A 15,505-nucleotide genomic window follows, 5' to 3' on the forward strand; every position below is an offset into this window, starting at 1 on the left:
GTCAACGTCCGGATCTGGATACACCCGGACTATCGCAAGCACGGCTACGGCACTGCCGCGCTGCGCAAGTCACGATCGGAGATGGCCGCGTACTTCCCCGCCGTTCCGTTGGTGGTCCGCGCACCCGCCGCCGCGCCGTAATCGCGAGTTCTGCGTGACCGCTGTGGTTGCGCCGAAATCACAACCCTGGAGCAGAAATCGGTGCGCCTCCGCGGACTTGAGGTCTCGAGTTCGTAACATCTGTCTCAATGGCAACTTCAGTCTCACGTGTAGCTGCTCTTCTCGCCGTCGGGGTGGTGGTGGCGTCGTTGAACGCGTGCACGCCGAAACCCAACGGACCCGAACCGGCCGCCGAGAAGTTCTTCGCAGCGTTGGCGACGGGTGACACCGGCGCGGCGGCGGAGTTGTCCGATCGGCCCGCCGATGCCAGGGCCGACCTCAACGAGGCGTGGGCCGGCCTGCAGGCGACGCACCTCGACGCGCAAATCCTCGGCTCCAAGTACGCCGAGGACACCGGCACCATCACGTACCGCTACACCTGGCAGCTGCCCAAGAACCGCACCTGGACATACGACGGCCAGCTGAACATGATTCGCGACGAGGGCCGATGGGAGGTGCGCTGGAGCACCACCGGGTTGCATCCCAAACTCGGTGAGCACCAAACGTTCGCGTTGCGCGCCGACCCGCCGCCACGAGCGTCGGTCAACGAGCGCGGCGGCACAGACGTGCTGGTGCCCGGCCATCTGTACCACTACGCGCTGGACGCCACGGCAGCCGGCAGCCACCTGATGATGACCGCGCGGGCGGTGGCCGATGCGCTGCGTCCGTTCGACCACACGATGGACCCGCAGCGGCTCGCTGAGCAGGCCAGCTCGTCAAAGGAGCCGCTGAGCCTCATCACGCTGCGCCAGGCCGATCACGACCGGGTGGCAGCGGTCCTGGGCGCGCGGCCCGGAGTGGTCGTCACGCCGCAGGCCGAACTCCTGCCCACCGACGACTCGTTCGCGCCCGAAATCGTCAGCCAGGTCAAGAACGCGGTGATCGACGAACTCGACGGCCAGGCGGGATGGCGGGTCGTCACCGTCAATCAGAACGGCGCCGACGTCGACGTGCTCCATGAGGTGCCGGGCGCACCGGCGCCGTCAGTGACGATCAGCCTGGACCGGTCGGTGCAAACTGCGGCCCAGAACGCGGTCAACTTCACCGGCAAGCAGGCGATGATCGTTGTGATCAAGCCGTCCACCGGCGAAATTCTGGCCGTTGCGCAGAACGCGGCCGCCAATGCGGAGGGGCCGCTGGCCACCATGGGCCTGTATCCGCCGGGGTCGACGTTCAAGATCGTCACCGCGGGTGCGGCCATCGAGCGCGATATGGCCACGCCGAACACGCTGCTGGGCTGCCCGGGCGTAATGGATATCGGGCATCGCACCATTCCGAACTACGGCGGGTTCGACCTCGGCACGGTGCCGATGTCGCGGGCGTTCGCCAGTTCGTGCAACACCACTTTCGCCGAGCTGGCCAGCAGGATGCCGCCGCGCGGACTGACGCAGGCCGCCGCTCAGTACGGCATCGGGCCCGACTACCAAATCGAGGGGATCACCACGGTTTCCGGATCGGTGCCGCCGACGGTGAACCTCGCCGAGCGCACAGAAGACGGTTTCGGCCAGGGCAAGGTGGTGGTGAGCCCGTTTGGGATGGCGATGGCGGCTGCGACGGTCGCTGCCGGGAAAACCCCTGTGCCGCAACTGATTGAGGGGCGGCAGACGATCGTTACGGGCGACCGCACGCCGATCTCGCCCAAGATCCTCGACGGGCTGCGGCCGATGATGCGGCTGGTGGTTACCAACGGCACCGCCGACGACCTGCAAGGAGCAGGCGACGTTCGCGGCAAGACCGGTGAAGCCGAGTTCGCGGGCGGCTCGCACTCGTGGTTCGCCGGATATCGCGGCGACATGGCGTTCGCCGCGCTGATCGTCGGGGGCGGAAGCTCGGAGTATGCGGTGCGGATGCTCAAGGGGATGTTCGACGGGCTGCCCGCCGACTATCTCGCCTAAGCCGCTATTTGAGTGGCTCGCTTTCGACGCCGTAGCGATCTTGGTAGGCGCTGACCTGTTCGCGAAGAAGCTCCGCGTCCAGCCCGGTGTCCGCCCACGTGTATCGGCCACCGCCGCCGTCACCGGGATGGGCGGCCAGGTGATCACGCATCCGCTGCTCGGCGACGGGCGTCAACTCACGCTCGAGCCGAGCGTAGAGGGACCTGATCGTCGCGAACGGGTCGCGCACGAAATCGGCGAACTGCACATCGACCACCTGGTCTTTAGCTACCACGGTGTCGCGCAGCGTCATTCCGCGTTGCAGTCCCACCACGATCTCCTCGACCGACTGTTGCGCGCACTCGGCGACACTCGTTTCATCGGACGCCATCCGGCGCAGGTGGTTGGTCAACGCGCTGATCGACGAGATGACGTTCAGAGGGTCGCGGTGCGTTTGCACGATCAGTGCGTCCGGATACTCCGCCACTAAATCGTCGAGGTGCCACAGATGTGCCGGAGACTTCAACAGCCATTGGCCTGGGACTCCGGATTGCAAGTGCTGCAGGAATATTCGGTGATATCGGTATGCGGGCCGGTGGTCGGCCTCGTACAGCAGCCACTTGTAATAGCTCGGTAGCCGGTATTGGACCGAGAAGATCATGCTGCAGAACTGCCCGGCGGTGATGCGCACGCATTCCTGACCGACCAGCGCGCCCATCGGATGAAACGCCATGAACCCCGGAATGATCTGTTCGCTCATCTCGATGCCGGCCTGGGTTTCGGCGATACGCGGGTCGCTGTCGTATGTCTCGGGCTGCGGCACGGGCACCGGCGCGTCGACCTCCCACGTCAGCGGCGGACGCAGCTGCGGGTCCTGGGCGAGCAGGTCGAACAGGATCGTGGTGCCGGTGCGTGGCTGGCCGACGATGAAGATCGGCCTTTCTATCCGTTCCGCTGCGACGGCGGGATTTGCCTTGCGCCACTGGACGATCTGCAGCCGATTCTTCAACGCCCGCACGACATCCAGCGAAGCGATCTCCACACCCAAATCGTTGAGCCGTGCCTCGCTGACAAACCCGTCGAGCAGCCGGTCCAGTCCGTCGCGCCAGGTGTCGCCCGCGTCGAAATCGTTGCCGCCGAAGTCATCACAGCCGGCTAGCTCACACGCCTGCTCGATCAACACGGCAGCGTCGAACCGGTCGGCGGTATTCACCGGGAAGCCTCGCCGCGGCGCACGGTGACCGTCACCTCGGGCGCATCGGGGTTGTCCAGCCAGCGCAACACTACGAAGCCGCGATGCCGGCCGCCGGTGTCCAGCCAGTGGCCGTGACCAAAATCATTGGCGCCGATGGCGATACGCACAAGGCCGTCGGCGCCGGATTCGACGCCCTTGTTGGTGACCGAGCTGTGCCTGCGGCGCGGTTCGAGGCATTCGTGCCAGATGTTCTCCAGCGTCACATTCCAGTAGCGCGTATCCGGCGGCTTGAACTCCAGCACCAGCGACTCGTCGTCCGCCAGCCGGAAGGTCCCGATCATGTACAGGTTGTCGGGCGTGGTGTCGGCACCGCCGAGCTCGGCGGCCTCGGCGGTCAACAGCGTGTTCGGCTGTATCAGCAGCTCGGGCTTGATGGTGCGGTGCAGCGTGGTCAGCTTCATGATCGTCCACGCCATCGCGGTGAACTGTTCGGCCGCTTCGCCATCCGACATGGTGCGTGGCGGATGCGCGGCAAGCGGGTCGATGCGCAGGCTCGCCGGCTCTTCCGTCGTCGCGTCGGCAATGTACTCGCGGACGACGATCGACGATGCGTCCTCCGGAATCCGAACCCACTGCGCACCGTCGAGCTCGGCAGGCGACGGCTCGGCGGACGAGAACACCAACGCGAATTCGCCGGCGCCCAACTTCAGGTCTGTGTCGCTGACGTATGCAGCCATGCGTCGCGGAGTCATGCCGGTGCCGGCAAGCACCTGCACACCGAGATAGGCGGTGGTGCCACGGGTTCCGGTGACGCGGTAGGCGCGGTCGCCGCGGATCATCGCCAGCAGATACTGGCCGTCCGGATTGGGTCCGCCGATCAGCCGGGTGGGGGAGCACATGTCGAAGAACCACGGCAAGTCGGGATCGGCCTCGACGGTGAGCTCCGAGCACAGCGCGGTGACGCGGCTGATGACTCGCAGGCCCTCGAGAAGTTCGCGTTCGTTCTCGGCATCCTCGGTCACGATGCGGGTGATGTCACCGAGCATCTGCTGCACGAAGGCCCAGGCTTCGACTGTCTTCGGGGCCAAGGAGTTGTCAATCGTCGTCATGATGAGACAAAGTATCAGTATGGACGTCGTCTCAAAAGTGGTTTCATCTGATTCCCTGAGCGTGCGCAAACGCAAGGCCACCCGGGATCGCATCGCCACGACGGCTGCTGCGCTCGTCGCCTCAGATGGGCTGGCCCGAACCACGGTGGAACAGATCGCGGGCGGCGCCGAGGTCGGCCGCGCGACCTTCTTCCGGTACTTCAGCTCCAAGGAGGACGCGGTCGCCGAAGGGCTGACGAGGCATTGGCTGGACCACATCACCGCGGCGATCGCGCGGCAGCCTGCGGAGCTCTCCGCGCGGGACGCCGTCGTCGCGGGGTTCACCGATCTGGGCGACGGTTTCGCCGATATCAGCGACCAGGTCCGCGAACTGGCGACGCTGACGCGATCGTCGCCGGCCCTGTCCGCGTGGACGCTGCAGATGTACCTTCGCTACGAGACGGCGATCGCGGACCTGGTGGCGCCCCGCTTTACAGACCTAGCGGCCGACGACCCGCGGCCGCGGCTGCTCGGGGCGTTGGCGATGGCGTCGATCCGGATCGCACTCGATGACTGGCTGCGCCACGGCGGTTCGCTTCCCGATCGTGTGCGCACGGCGCTGGCATCACTGTCGGTCAGCTGACGAACCGGCGGTACCGTTGAAACCGGTATGACGGACATCAACCACGAGTCGGCGGCGCTGCGCATTTCGGATGCGGATCGCAACGGCACGCTGCGCAGGCTGCACAACGCCGTCGCGCTGGGGCTGATCGACATCGACGAGTTCGAGGAACGCTCGGCGTTGGTGTCGCGCGCCCGTTTGCACTCTGATCTGGATGCGCTTGTCGGCGATCTGCCAGGACCGGCTGCCATCGTCACCTCCGCCGCCGACCGTGTCGAGCTGCGCGGCGTGCTCGGCTCGCTCAAGCGTCACGGCGAATGGATCGTGCCGACGCGGCTGGCGCTGCACCGGCGGATGGGTTCCGTCGACCTTGACCTGACCAAAGCCCGGTTCGCCGGGCCGATGGTGGTCGTCGAGCTGGACCTGAAGTTCGGCGGTATTGACCTTCGGCTGCCCGACGGCGCAAGCGCATCGATCGACGATGTCGAGGTGATCGTCGGCAGCGCGCATGACCACCGCAGGGACGCGCCGGCCGAGGGCACACCGCACGTCATCTTGACCGGCAAGGTGGTGTGCGGCTCGGTGGATATCCGGGGCCCGCGCCGGTCATGGCGCCTCGGGCGCTTCGATCGCCGCTAGCGCCTGAACAACTGCGCGCCGGTTCGGACCAGCCGCTCCCAGCCGCTTGGGCGGCCGACGAGCTTGAGCATCAGCGGCGCGGAGTCGAAATACGAAAAGCGCTCGGCGATCAAGCCATTGGTGAACGTGAAGCGGTCGACCGCATCCCATGCGATGGGCTTGCCGCCGTAGGTTCCGCTCAACGTGAATTCGATGAACACCTCGTGGCGGCCGTGGCCGACGCGATGCACATCGGCGCGCAGGTCGGGCACCAGTGCGAAGAGCCGCTGAAACGACTCTAGGCAGGCCTGCTTGCCGCGTAGCGTCCCCATCAACGGCTGGACCAGGACGATGTCGTCACTCCACATCGCTTCGTGCTTGGCCAGATCGGGACTGCGCCAGGTTTCGGCGAACCGCTCGGCGAACTCGGTGGCGAACTGCCCGTCAACCTCGTCGATGGTCATGGCCTGAAATGTAGTCACTCGCCCTGACAACGTTGGGCAGCGTCAGCGCCGATCCAGCACTGCGAAGCTCAACGTCGAGCGTGCCGCCAGCCGGTCGCGGCCGACATCGGTGACGTCGACGGCAGTCACGATGAGCCGCTTGCCGGCGCGGACGATCGTGGCCTCAGCCCGTGCTGGCCCCACAAGGACCGGGGTGAGGAAGTGGACGTTCAGGTCCGCGGTGGTGACATCCTGGTCGGGCCCGACATGGCGGCCTGCCAGCCGTCCGGCGGCGATGTCGATCAGCGTCGCGACCAGCCCGCCCTGCAGCGCGCCGCGGGTGTTGGTGAGATCGGGCCGGTTGTCCATCTCCACGATCAGCCGCTCGTCGGTCTCCAGCACATCCCGGAAGCCCATCTGGCCGAGCAGATGGCCTGGACTGACCTCCATAGGGGTGGACTCGCTTAGCATAGCCACAAGTTAGCATCGTTCTCCGCTACGGAGATTGCCATTCTCCTGGCTATCCTAGGCGTCATGCCTGTTCGCACCGCCCTTCGTCCCGGCGTGGTGTCACCGACGCTGCCAGTGCCCCGCTCCATCGCCCGCCCCGAATACGTGGGTAAAGCTACGGCGCAAGAAGGCAGTGAGCCGTGGATACAGACGCCCGAGGTGATCGAGAAGATGCGAGTCGCCGGTCGCATCGCCGCGCAGGCGTTGGCCGAAGCCGGCAAGGCCGTGGCCCCCGGCGTGACCACCGATGAGCTCGACCGCATCGCCCACGAGTACATGATCGACAACGGCGCCTACCCGTCGACGCTTGGCTACAAGGGCTTCCCCAAGTCCTGCTGCACGTCGCTGAACGAGATCATCTGTCACGGCATCCCGGACTCGACGGTGATCGAAGACGGCGACATCGTCAACATCGACGTGACCGCCTACATCGACGGCGTGCACGGCGACACCAACGCCACCTTCCTGGCCGGTGACGTCGCCGAAGAGCACCGGCTGCTCGTCGAGCGCACGCACGAAGCCACCATGCGTGCGATCAAGGCCGTCAAGCCCGGCCGCGCGTTGTCGATCGTCGGGCGGGTCATAGAATCGTATGCAAACCGATTCGGCTACAACGTGGTTCGCGACTTCACCGGCCACGGCATCGGCACCACATTTCACAACGGACTGGTAGTGCTGCACTACGACCAGCCGGCCGTCACCACGGTGCTAGAGCCCGGCATGACGTTCACGATCGAGCCGATGATCAACCTCGGCTCGCTGGACTACGAGATCTGGGACGACGACTGGACGGTGGCCACCACGGACAAGAAGTGGACCGCCCAGTTCGAGCACACGCTGGTGGTCACCGACGACGGCGCCGAAATCCTGACGTTGCCGTGACGCGGAACGCCAACGTGCATCCACTGCGATTTTTCGGCCGGAATTTCGCAATGGGCGCACGTTGGGCGCATCTATGAGCGGCGCGCTGCTGATTGCAGGCACCACGTCCGACGCTGGCAAGTCCATGGTCGTCGCCGGGCTGTGCCGGTTGTTGTCCCGCAAGGGTATTCGCGTGGCGCCGTTCAAAGCGCAGAACATGTCCAACAACTCGGCGGTCACCGTCGAAGGCGGGGAGATCGGCCGGGCACAGGCGATGCAGGCCCGCGCCGCAGGTCTGGCGCCAAGTGTGCGGTTCAATCCGATACTGCTGAAACCCGGCAGCGACCGCACCTCGCAGCTGGTCTTGCGTGGTCACGTCGTCGACACCGTCGGCGCCGCAGACTACTTCACGCATCGAAGCGAGCTCGCCGCGATCGTGGCCGACGAACTGCAGTCGCTGCGAAGCGAATTCGACGCAGTCATCTGCGAAGGCGCCGGCTCGCCAGCCGAGATCAATTTGCGGGCAACCGATCTGGCCAACATGGGTCTGGCCCGCGCTGCGAACCTGCCCGTCGTGCTGGTCGGCGATATCGACCGAGGCGGGCTGCTGGCGCATCTGTATGGAACGGTCGCGGTTCTCGAACCAGAGGACCAACATCTCATCTCGGGGTTCGTGGTCAACAAGTTTCGCGGCGATCCTGCTCTGCTTGCTCCTGGCCTCGACCAGCTTCAGGCACTGACCGGCCGGCCCACCTACGGCGTCATTCCCTATGTCGACGGGCTGTGGCTCGACACCGAGGACTCGGTGTCGGTGCTGGCCCATCGCGTGGTCGGCGATCCGCAGCCGCCGCGCGGACAACAGTGGTTGCGGGTGGCGGCGATCCGGCTGCCCCGCATCTCGAATTCCACCGACATCGAGGCGCTGGCATGTGAGCCGGGCATCCTGGTGCGCTGGGTCACCGACCCCGCCGACCTTGCCGACGCCGACGTGGTGGTAATTCCCGGCAGCAAGGCCACCGTCGCCGATCTCACCTGGCTGCGTGACCGCGGCCTGGCCGACGGCGTCGTCGCGCACGCGGCGCAGCGCAGGCCGGTGCTCGGTATCTGCGGCGGCTTCCAGATGCTGTGCCGTCGCATCGACGATGCGGTGGAGTCCAAGGCGGGCGGTGTCGACGGCCTCGGCCTGCTCGACGCCGACATCGCCTTCGCGCCCGACAAGACACTGCGGCACCACGACACGCAGCTCATCGGCTACGAGATTCACCACGGTCAGGTCGTGCGGTGCAGCGAAGACGATTGGCTGGGCATCGGAATCCGGCGCGGCGCTATCTACGGCACGCACTGGCACGGACTCCTCGACAACGATGCCGTGCGCCGCCAATGGCTCAGCGACGCGGCGTCGGCGGCCGGCCGGGACGGGTTCGTCGTCGCCGACGACGTCGACGTAGCAGCCCGCCGTGACGCCCAACTCGATGTGATGGCCGACCTTCTCACCGCTCACCTCGACATCGACGCCATGATGATGCTTCTGGAGCAAGGCCCCCCGAAACGACCAACGGTTGCGTCAGCTTTGCGTGAGTAGCCTGGCACCATGACCAGGCGTGTGCTGGCGATCCTTCTCGCTGGGGCACTTACCGGCTGCGCTCACGTGGTCACCGGCAGCGCGACCTGGCCCGGCGCCAGGCTGGAAAGGGCGGTGCTGACGGCCGCGGACTTCCCGCCCGGCGTTCAATACGACCGCGTCGCCAAGAATCCCGGCCAGCCCGAGGGCGGCGGCGGTCCGCCGGCCATGATCTCCGTGCCGGACGGTTGCTCCGATGGCCTCACTCTGGCCATCGCCGACTCGGCCGAGCGCGGCGCAGGAAGCGCAGCCGAGTACGTCGTCGCCTTCGACGGCGCGCGGATGGTCATGACGGTGCTGACGTGGCCGCTGGACCTCGACCGGTTGGCCGCCACTGCCGAGAGGTGCGCGCACTTCGAGGCGTTCTTCGACCGGTCGGGCCCTGGCATTCCGATGACCACGACAAGGCTGGTTACGCCGCGCGAGGACGCTCTGGTCTACCAGCAGACGATGCGGCTGAACAACGTCGACAACAGTGTGTTCTTCTCGTTCGAGAACGTCGACAGGATGGCGGTGTTCGGGATCGTGTTTCCCACGCCGAATCCGTCCATCTCAGTCAAAGCATCGCTGCCGCAGACGTTTCTGGACATCGCGGCAAAGCAGGCCGACCGAGCGCGGTCGCCCTGACGTGCGCGTTAAGACCACATCAAAATGGCCCCGCCAAGAGCCCAATTACCTGTAGCGTGACCAAATGCCTTCCACCATGCTCACTGTCGACGGGTACTCCATTCCCGTCGATGTGGCGGGTCCCGAAAACGGATCCGTCGTGGTGGTGCTCGGCGCCGCACACCACGCGCCAACCGCATATGAACCCGTATGCCAACGACTGCACACCGCATCACTGCGAACCGTCGTCGTCGGACCCGATCCGCGGTTGACCGCCAAGTCGGTGGTCGGCATCCTCGATGCGCTCGAGATCAAATGGGCGCTACTGGTGGGCGATCGCATCGGTGGTGAGCTGGCGTGGGAACTCGCCGCCACCCGGCTGGACCGGTTCATCGGGTTGGTGGCGATCGACCGCGGCCATCCACGTGTCGCTGACCTCACCGGGGTGATCCGCGACGAGCACTGCCCGCCCGTCGAGATGAACACCACCGCCCTCGTCAGCACGCCGGCGGCGCGCGCTGTGGCCAAGGCCAGCCAGCGCTATGTGTACGGCGACTTCCGGCTGGTCGATCTGCTGGGGCGGCGCAACGCGCAGGAGTCCACCGCGCAATTGGCCGCCGAGATCGTCATGCGCACCAGCACCTGGTAGGGCCTTCGCGCAGGCGCTCAGTCAGGCACCTCGGAAGGCGTCCACGCCGTCGGCAGGCCAGGACTTTGCGGGAACAGAAAATCGACAAAAGCCTGCGCGGTGGGCTGCGGCTCGTGGTTGGCCAAACCGGGACGCTCGTTGGCCTCGATGAACACATACTCCGTACCGGTGACGTCCGGAACGAGCAGGTCGATGCCCGTTACCGGGACGCCGATCGCATCCGCGGCGGTGACCGCGACGGAACACAATTCCGGGTTCACCTCAGCGGTGACGTCATGGATGGTGCCGCCCTGATGCAGGTTCGCAGTCCGACGAACCCGCAGCCGGGTGCCCTCGGGCAACACGTCGTCGAACGACCAGCCGGCCTCCCGGATCGTCGCTTCGGTGACGTCGTCGATCGGAATGCGCGATTCACCGCCGGTCGCCGCCGCGCGGCGCCGGCTCTGCGCGTCGATCAGCTCGCGAACGGTGTGATGCCCGGTGCCGATGACTTCCGCGGGACGTCGAAGCGCGGCGGCCACCACCTTGTGGTCGATCACGACCAGCCGCAGATCGTCGCCAGCCGCTCGCTGCTCGATGAGCACGTCGGGATGTTGCTCGCGGGCCCGCGCCAGCGCCGCATCGAGTTCGTCGCGAGTGGTGACCCCGACCGTGATGCCCTTTCCCTGCTCGCCGCGGGTGGGCTTGACCACGACGTCGCCGACCTCTTCGAGGAATGCATAGTCCGGCTCGTCGAAGGTGGCCAGCCGTCCGCGGGCCACGACGATGCCTGCCTCAGAGACGAGTCGTCGGGTCAGCCTCTTGTCGTCGCATCGGCTCATCGCCACCGCGGACGTGTACTCCGACAAGGATTCTCGGGTGACGACACTGCGCCCTCCGTGTGACAGCCGCATCTCGCCCGCTTCCGCGTCGAGCACCTCGACCCAGATGCCCCGGCGCATGGCCTCGTCGGCGATGATGCGTGCGTAGGGGTTGAGATCCTCGACGGTTTCCGGCGGGTGGGTGAACAGCGGTTCGTTGATCGCGTTCTTGCGCTTGAGGGCCATCACCGGCACGCGCTGAAACCCCAGCTTCTCGTACAGCGCGATGGCGGCCGAATTGTCGTGCGCCACCGACAGATCCATGTAAGCCCGGCCGCGGTCTCGGTAGATGGCCGCGAGCGAGTGGGTCAACGCCGCGCCGACTCCCGGCAGGCTCGTGGTCGGGTCTACGGCCAACGTCCACAGGCTCGATCCGTTCTCCGGGTCGGAGAACAACTTGACGTGGTCCACGCCGGTGACCGTGCCCACCACGGTGCCGTCGTCGTCGCGCACCGCGACCAGATAGTCGACAGGCTCGCGATCGACATGGTTGTCCCAGATGACCTCGACGGGAGCCGGCACCATTCCGCACCGGACGTAGACGCGGTTCATCGCGTCGGTCTCGTCGGGGTCTTTGAGCGTGCGCACGCTGAAGCCGCTGGGCGGCGGGACCTGCTTGTCGTCGTCGGAAAACCTCAGCCGGTAGGTGTGGCTGGGATCGATGAACAGCTCGGCAGGCGCCTTGGCCACGAGGATCTGCGGTTCCCGGGCATAAATACAGATGTCGCGCCGGCCTTGGCCCTCATGCCGTAGCACCTCGGCAAGCTTCTCGGGGTCGGCGAATGTCTGGCCGAAAATCAGTCGTCCCCAACCCATTTCGAGCACGACATCGTCGGCCATGGCCTCCACCATGTGGGCGGGCGACGCGTGATGCAGGCCCAGCGTGATGGCTTCGGGATGATCCTCGTCGGGATCGAGAACGGTCATGCCGCGGCGCCCGTGATGCCGTGCCGCTGCAGCCACAGCTCGAGAAGCGCGATCTGCCAGAGCTCGTTGCCGCGCAGCGGGGTCAGGCGACCGTTCGGGTCGGCGAGTAGCCGGTCGACGGCTTCGGGCCGGAACAGGCCGCGCTCCTTGGCTGCGGGCGCATAGAGAGCGTCGCGGACCAGGTCGAGGTAGGGCCCTTCCAGGTGGGTCAGCGCGGGCACGGGAAAGTACCCCTTGGGGCGGTCGATGACGTCGGCGGGGATGACGCGGCGGGCGGCCTGCTTGAGCACGCCCTTGCCCTGCTGGGCGGTCTTCAGCTCGGGCGGACACGTCGCGGCCAGCTCGACCAGCTCGTGATCGAGGAACGGGACCCGGCCTTCGAGGCCCCACGCCATGGTCATGTTGTCGACGCGTTTGACCGGATCGTCGACCAGCATCACCGTGGTGTCGAGGCGTAGCGCGCGGTCCACGCCCGTCTGAGCGCCTTCGCGCGCGAAGTGCTCGGTGACGAATCGCTCGCTGGGATCGTCGCCGGTGGCGAAGTTGGGTGTGACGATCTGCTCGTAGCCGGATTGGTCGCGGTCGAAGAAGGCCTTGCGGTAGCTGGCGACCGAGCCCTCCAGTGAGGCGGCGTTGGGCTCACCCATCGGCGGATACCAGTGATAGCCCGCGAACACCTCGTCCGCGCCCTGGCCGGACTGCACCACCTTGACGTGTTTGGCCACCTCCTGGGACAGCAAGTAGAAGGCGACGCAGTCGTGGCTGACCATCGGCTCGCTCATCGCGCCGATCGCCCCGTCGAGCGCGGGCAGCATGCGGTCGGTGCCAATGCGGATCTGATGATGGTCGGTGTCGAAGCGCTTCGCGATCAGGTCGGAGTATTTGAACTCGTCACCCGCGACCCCACCGACCGACTCGAATCCGATGGAGAAGGTGGCCAAGCCGTGCTGGCCCGCTTCGGCGAGCAACCCGACGATCAAGCTGGAATCCACGCCGCCCGAGAGCAGGCACCCCACCGGCACATCGGCGACAAGGCGCCGCTCGACCGCGAGTCGCAACGCCTCGAGAACGGCGTCCTCCCAATCACGTTCGGACCAATCGGCCCTGTCGTCGCGGCGGGTGAAGTCCGGTGCCCAATACGTCGTGGTCGTTCGACGGCCGTCCGGCTCGATCGCCACCAGCGACGCCGGCGGTACCTTGCTGACCCCGCGCAGGATCGTGTGCGGCGGCGGCACGACCGAATGGAAGGTCATGTAGTGGTGCAGGGCGACGGGGTCGATCCTGGTGTCGACGCCGCCACCTGCCAGCAGGGCAGGGAGCGACGACGCGAAGCGGATGCGCTTCGCGTCTTCGGTGAGGTACAGCGGTTTGATGCCGAGCCGGTCGCGGCCGAGGAGCACCCGGCCGCTGTCACGCTCGACGATCGCGAAGGCGAACATGCCCTTGAGCCGCTCGACGAACCGGTCGCCCCAACGGTGGTACGCCTTGAGCAGCACCTCGGTGTCGCTGTGGGAGAAGAACCGGTAGCCGTGCCCGATCAGCTCGCGGCGCAGCTCCTCGTAGTTGTAGATGCAGCCGTTCCAGCAGACGGCCAGGCCCAGTTCCGCATCGATCATGGGCTGACCGCCGGCTTCGGACAGGTCGATGATTTTCAGGCGGCGATGACCCAGCGCGACCCTGCCCTGCGACCACACGCCCGCCGAGTCAGGACCCCGGGGCGCCATCGCCTCGGCCATCGCCGAGACCGCGGTGACGTCAGGTGTTTGGCCGTCGAGGCGCACCTCGCCGGTGGCTCCACACACCTGTTTGACCCTACAGCGTCGTCCGCTCCCCGTTTCGGCGACGCTGAGACGTCAGTCGGTATGGCCCTTGAGGATCTCGTCCTCGATCGTGCCGCCGAGCCCTTCAGCCTCAGGGTCGAAGCCGTGCAGGCCGCCGGTGACCGCGTACTCCTCTTCGGGGGAGAGCACCAGGCGGTGGCGGGTGTACAGCCCGAACACCAGCAGGCCGATGACGTAGAAGATTGCGATTGCAATGATCGCGGGCCTATACGTCGGGTTGAGCAGCACGCCGATGAACGTGATCGCGGCGATGACCAACGCGACGATCGCTCCAGCGTTCCCGGTTGGGCTGACCCACGGCCGGCGGGCGTTCGGGAACTTCCGGCGCAGGATCACGAAGGAAATCATCTGCAACCCGTAGGCCAGCACCGCGCCCCACACCGCGATGTTTAGCACCACGTCGCCTGCGCCCTCGTTGTAATTCACGACGACCAGTGCGACGAACCCGATCACCGCACCGGCGATCAGCGCGACGTACGGAGTTTGCCGGGTTCCGGTGAGCGACAACGGTTTCGGGTAATAGCCCGCCCGGCTCAACGAATACATGTTCCTGGCGTAGGCATACATGATGCCCTGCAGGCTGGCCAGCAGGCCGATCAGAGCGAAGCCCGACAACACGGCCGCGGCGCCCGCCGGCATGAAAGCACGGAAGCCATCGAGCAGAGGTTCTCCGGATGCGCCGAGAGCCTCCGAGCCGGTCACCGCCGGGTTGAGGAAGAACACGATCGCCCCGGTGGCCACCAGCGTGATCAACCCCCAGATGCCGGCCTTGGGGATGTCCCTGCTGGGGTTGTGCGACTCCTCGGCCGCGAGCGGCAACTCCTCGATGCCCAGGAAGAACCAGATCGCGAACGGCAGCGCGTACAGGATGCCGAGAATGCCGAACGGCAGGAACGAGCTGGAACCGGCCGCGGCCGGATCGGGTGCGATGTCCAGAAGCTTGCTGAAGTCGACCGCGCCGTTGGCGAGCGCCAGCACGCCAAACAGCACCAGGATGCCGATCGAGATGACCGCGACCACGATTGCGAACTTGAACGACACCTCCGCGCCCACTGCGTTCAGGCCGACGAAGACGGCGTACAGGATGATCCACCACACCCAGCTCGGCATGGAGAGCCCGAACAACTCATTGGTGACGGCGTCGGCGTAGCTGGCCGAGAAGTACACGATCACCGCAGTGGTGAAGACGTACTCGATGGTCTCGGCGAATCCGGTGATGAACCCGCCCCACGGGCCCATCGCCGCTCGCGCGAACGAGTACGCGCCGCCGGTGTGCGGCATGGCCGCCGCCATCTCACCGATGGAGAACAACATGCCGAAGTACATGATGATGATCACGACCGAGGCGACCGCCAGGCCGCCCCAACCGGCTTCGCCGATGCCGAAGTTCCAGCCGGAGAAGTCGCCGGAGATGACCGCGGCGACGCCGATGCCCCACAGCCCCCAGAAACCGGCGGTCCGCACCAGCTTGCGCTTCTCGAAGTACCCTTCGCCTGCCTGGTGATAGGTGACGCCGCCCGAGCTCTTCTTCGTTTCGTCTGCCATGACGGTTTCGCTCCTTTGCGATGTGCGGCCGGGGACAGCACGCGCCGCATAGGGAGAATAGAATGCCCAAAGGTCTGGTGTCCTAC

At 66.3% G+C, this 15,505-nt stretch carries 14 protein-coding genes and 1 pseudogene; 8 read left to right on the forward strand and 7 right to left on the reverse strand.

From position 1 onward, the window contains the following. Both VFH65_RS06750 and VFH65_RS06755 read left to right on the forward strand, forming a co-directional pair. Window positions 1-141, forward strand: a pseudogene (locus VFH65_RS06750) (GNAT family N-acetyltransferase); the annotation flags it as partial. Window positions 142-248: 107 nt separating this feature from the next. After that, window positions 249-2,054: a penicillin-binding transpeptidase domain-containing protein gene (locus VFH65_RS06755; protein WP_353320382.1), complete on the forward strand. Its 1,806-nt coding sequence runs from the start codon at window positions 249-251 to the stop codon at window positions 2,052-2,054. A 4-nt stretch (window positions 2,055-2,058) separates the two neighbouring features. Here VFH65_RS06755 and VFH65_RS06760 read toward each other — a convergent pair whose 3' ends face one another. Together VFH65_RS06760 and VFH65_RS06765 are read right to left on the reverse strand one after the other, a co-directional pair. Beyond that, window positions 2,059-3,246: a sulfotransferase family protein gene (locus VFH65_RS06760; RefSeq protein ID WP_353320383.1), complete on the reverse strand. Its 1,188-nt coding sequence runs from the start codon at window positions 3,244-3,246 to the stop codon at window positions 2,059-2,061. After that, entirely contained in the window at window positions 3,243-4,337 is a 1,095-nt protein-coding gene (locus VFH65_RS06765; RefSeq protein WP_353320384.1) for a DUF1214 domain-containing protein, read from the reverse strand. Before VFH65_RS06765 ends, VFH65_RS06760 begins: the two co-directional genes overlap by 4 nt. Window positions 4,338-4,356: 19 nt before the next feature. Between VFH65_RS06765 and VFH65_RS06770 the strand changes: the two genes are divergently transcribed. Together VFH65_RS06770 and VFH65_RS06775 are read left to right on the forward strand one after the other, a co-directional pair. Beyond that, entirely contained in the window at window positions 4,357-4,959 is a 603-nt protein-coding gene (locus VFH65_RS06770; protein ID WP_353320385.1) for a TetR family transcriptional regulator, read from the forward strand. A 27-nt stretch (window positions 4,960-4,986) separates the two neighbouring features. Then, window positions 4,987-5,577, forward strand: a complete 591-nt coding sequence (locus tag VFH65_RS06775) for a DUF1707 SHOCT-like domain-containing protein (RefSeq protein WP_353320386.1) — start codon at window positions 4,987-4,989, stop codon at window positions 5,575-5,577. Here VFH65_RS06775 and VFH65_RS06780 read toward each other — a convergent pair. Together VFH65_RS06780 and VFH65_RS06785 are read right to left on the reverse strand one after the other, a co-directional pair. Beyond that, a complete protein-coding gene (locus VFH65_RS06780) occupies window positions 5,574-6,020 on the reverse strand; it encodes a nuclear transport factor 2 family protein (protein WP_353320387.1) in 447 nt (148 codons plus the stop codon). The two genes, VFH65_RS06775 and VFH65_RS06780, sit on opposite strands and share 4 nt — an antisense overlap. Before the next feature lie 42 nt (window positions 6,021-6,062). Next, window positions 6,063-6,449 (reverse strand): PaaI family thioesterase, encoded by a 387-nt coding sequence (locus VFH65_RS06785; RefSeq protein ID WP_353320388.1) that lies wholly within the window; start codon window positions 6,447-6,449, stop codon window positions 6,063-6,065. 84 nt (window positions 6,450-6,533) lie between these two features. On the opposite strand from VFH65_RS06785, the gene map reads away from it, so the two are divergent. The 4 genes from map to VFH65_RS06805 all read left to right on the forward strand — a co-directional run bounded on the left by map (window position 6,534) and on the right by VFH65_RS06805 (window position 10,246). Further along, entirely contained in the window at window positions 6,534-7,391 is an 858-nt protein-coding gene (gene map, locus VFH65_RS06790; RefSeq protein ID WP_353320389.1) for a type I methionyl aminopeptidase, read from the forward strand. A gap of 73 nt (window positions 7,392-7,464) precedes the next feature. Further along, window positions 7,465-8,952 carry a cobyric acid synthase gene (locus VFH65_RS06795; RefSeq protein ID WP_353320390.1) on the forward strand — a complete coding sequence of 496 codons (1,488 nt, stop codon included), beginning with the start codon at window positions 7,465-7,467 and terminating at the stop codon, window positions 8,950-8,952. Between the two features lie 9 nt (window positions 8,953-8,961). Beyond that, window positions 8,962-9,618 carry a hypothetical protein gene (locus tag VFH65_RS06800; RefSeq protein WP_353320391.1) on the forward strand — a complete coding sequence of 219 codons (657 nt, stop codon included), beginning with the start codon at window positions 8,962-8,964 and terminating at the stop codon, window positions 9,616-9,618. Between the two features lie 64 nt (window positions 9,619-9,682). Then, on the forward strand, window positions 9,683-10,246 hold the full coding sequence (locus tag VFH65_RS06805) for an alpha/beta fold hydrolase (RefSeq protein WP_353320392.1): 564 nt from the start codon (window positions 9,683-9,685) through the stop codon (window positions 10,244-10,246). 17 nt (window positions 10,247-10,263) lie between these two features. Here the strand turns inward: VFH65_RS06805 and ngg are convergent, their stop codons facing one another. Genes ngg through VFH65_RS06820 form a run of 3 tightly spaced genes read right to left on the reverse strand, consistent with a single transcriptional unit; the run spans window position 10,264 to window position 15,419 of the window. Continuing rightward, window positions 10,264-12,033, reverse strand: a complete 1,770-nt coding sequence (gene ngg / locus VFH65_RS06810; protein ID WP_353320393.1) for an N-acetylglutaminylglutamine synthetase — start codon at window positions 12,031-12,033, stop codon at window positions 10,264-10,266. Continuing rightward, window positions 12,030-13,835 carry an N-acetylglutaminylglutamine amidotransferase gene (locus VFH65_RS06815; RefSeq protein WP_353320394.1) on the reverse strand — a complete coding sequence of 602 codons (1,806 nt, stop codon included), beginning with the start codon at window positions 13,833-13,835 and terminating at the stop codon, window positions 12,030-12,032. Before VFH65_RS06815 ends, ngg begins: the two co-directional genes overlap by 4 nt. 51 nt (window positions 13,836-13,886) lie before the next feature. Then, window positions 13,887-15,419 (reverse strand): amino acid permease, encoded by a 1,533-nt coding sequence (locus VFH65_RS06820; protein WP_353320395.1) that lies wholly within the window; start codon window positions 15,417-15,419, stop codon window positions 13,887-13,889. Window positions 15,420-15,505: the final 86 nt, after the last annotated feature.

The organism is Mycobacterium sp. (genome assembly GCF_035697385.1).
Taxonomy (GTDB): domain Bacteria; phylum Actinomycetota; class Actinomycetes; order Mycobacteriales; family Mycobacteriaceae; genus Mycobacterium.

Excerpts from the sequence above, each read along its gene's own strand:
- VFH65_RS06755 (WP_353320382.1), top strand. The coding sequence starts at position 249 with ATGGCAACTTCAGTCTCACGTGTAGCTGCTCTTCTCGCCGTCGGGGTG.
- VFH65_RS06765 (WP_353320384.1), bottom strand. The coding sequence starts at position 4,337 with ATGACGACGATTGACAACTCCTTGGCCCCGAAGACAGTCGAAGCCTGG.
- VFH65_RS06770 (WP_353320385.1), top strand. The coding sequence starts at position 4,357 with ATGGACGTCGTCTCAAAAGTGGTTTCATCTGATTCCCTGAGCGTGCGC.
- VFH65_RS06775 (WP_353320386.1), top strand. The coding sequence starts at position 4,987 with ATGACGGACATCAACCACGAGTCGGCGGCGCTGCGCATTTCGGATGCG.
- VFH65_RS06780 (WP_353320387.1), bottom strand. The coding sequence starts at position 6,020 with ATGACCATCGACGAGGTTGACGGGCAGTTCGCCACCGAGTTCGCCGAG.
- VFH65_RS06785 (WP_353320388.1), bottom strand. The coding sequence starts at position 6,449 with ATGGAGGTCAGTCCAGGCCATCTGCTCGGCCAGATGGGCTTCCGGGAT.
- map (WP_353320389.1), top strand. The coding sequence starts at position 6,534 with ATGCCTGTTCGCACCGCCCTTCGTCCCGGCGTGGTGTCACCGACGCTG.
- VFH65_RS06795 (WP_353320390.1), top strand. The coding sequence starts at position 7,465 with ATGAGCGGCGCGCTGCTGATTGCAGGCACCACGTCCGACGCTGGCAAG.
- VFH65_RS06800 (WP_353320391.1), top strand. The coding sequence starts at position 8,962 with ATGACCAGGCGTGTGCTGGCGATCCTTCTCGCTGGGGCACTTACCGGC.
- VFH65_RS06805 (WP_353320392.1), top strand. The coding sequence starts at position 9,683 with ATGCCTTCCACCATGCTCACTGTCGACGGGTACTCCATTCCCGTCGAT.
- ngg (WP_353320393.1), bottom strand. The coding sequence starts at position 12,033 with ATGACCGTTCTCGATCCCGACGAGGATCATCCCGAAGCCATCACGCTG.
- VFH65_RS06820 (WP_353320395.1), bottom strand. The coding sequence starts at position 15,419 with ATGGCAGACGAAACGAAGAAGAGCTCGGGCGGCGTCACCTATCACCAG.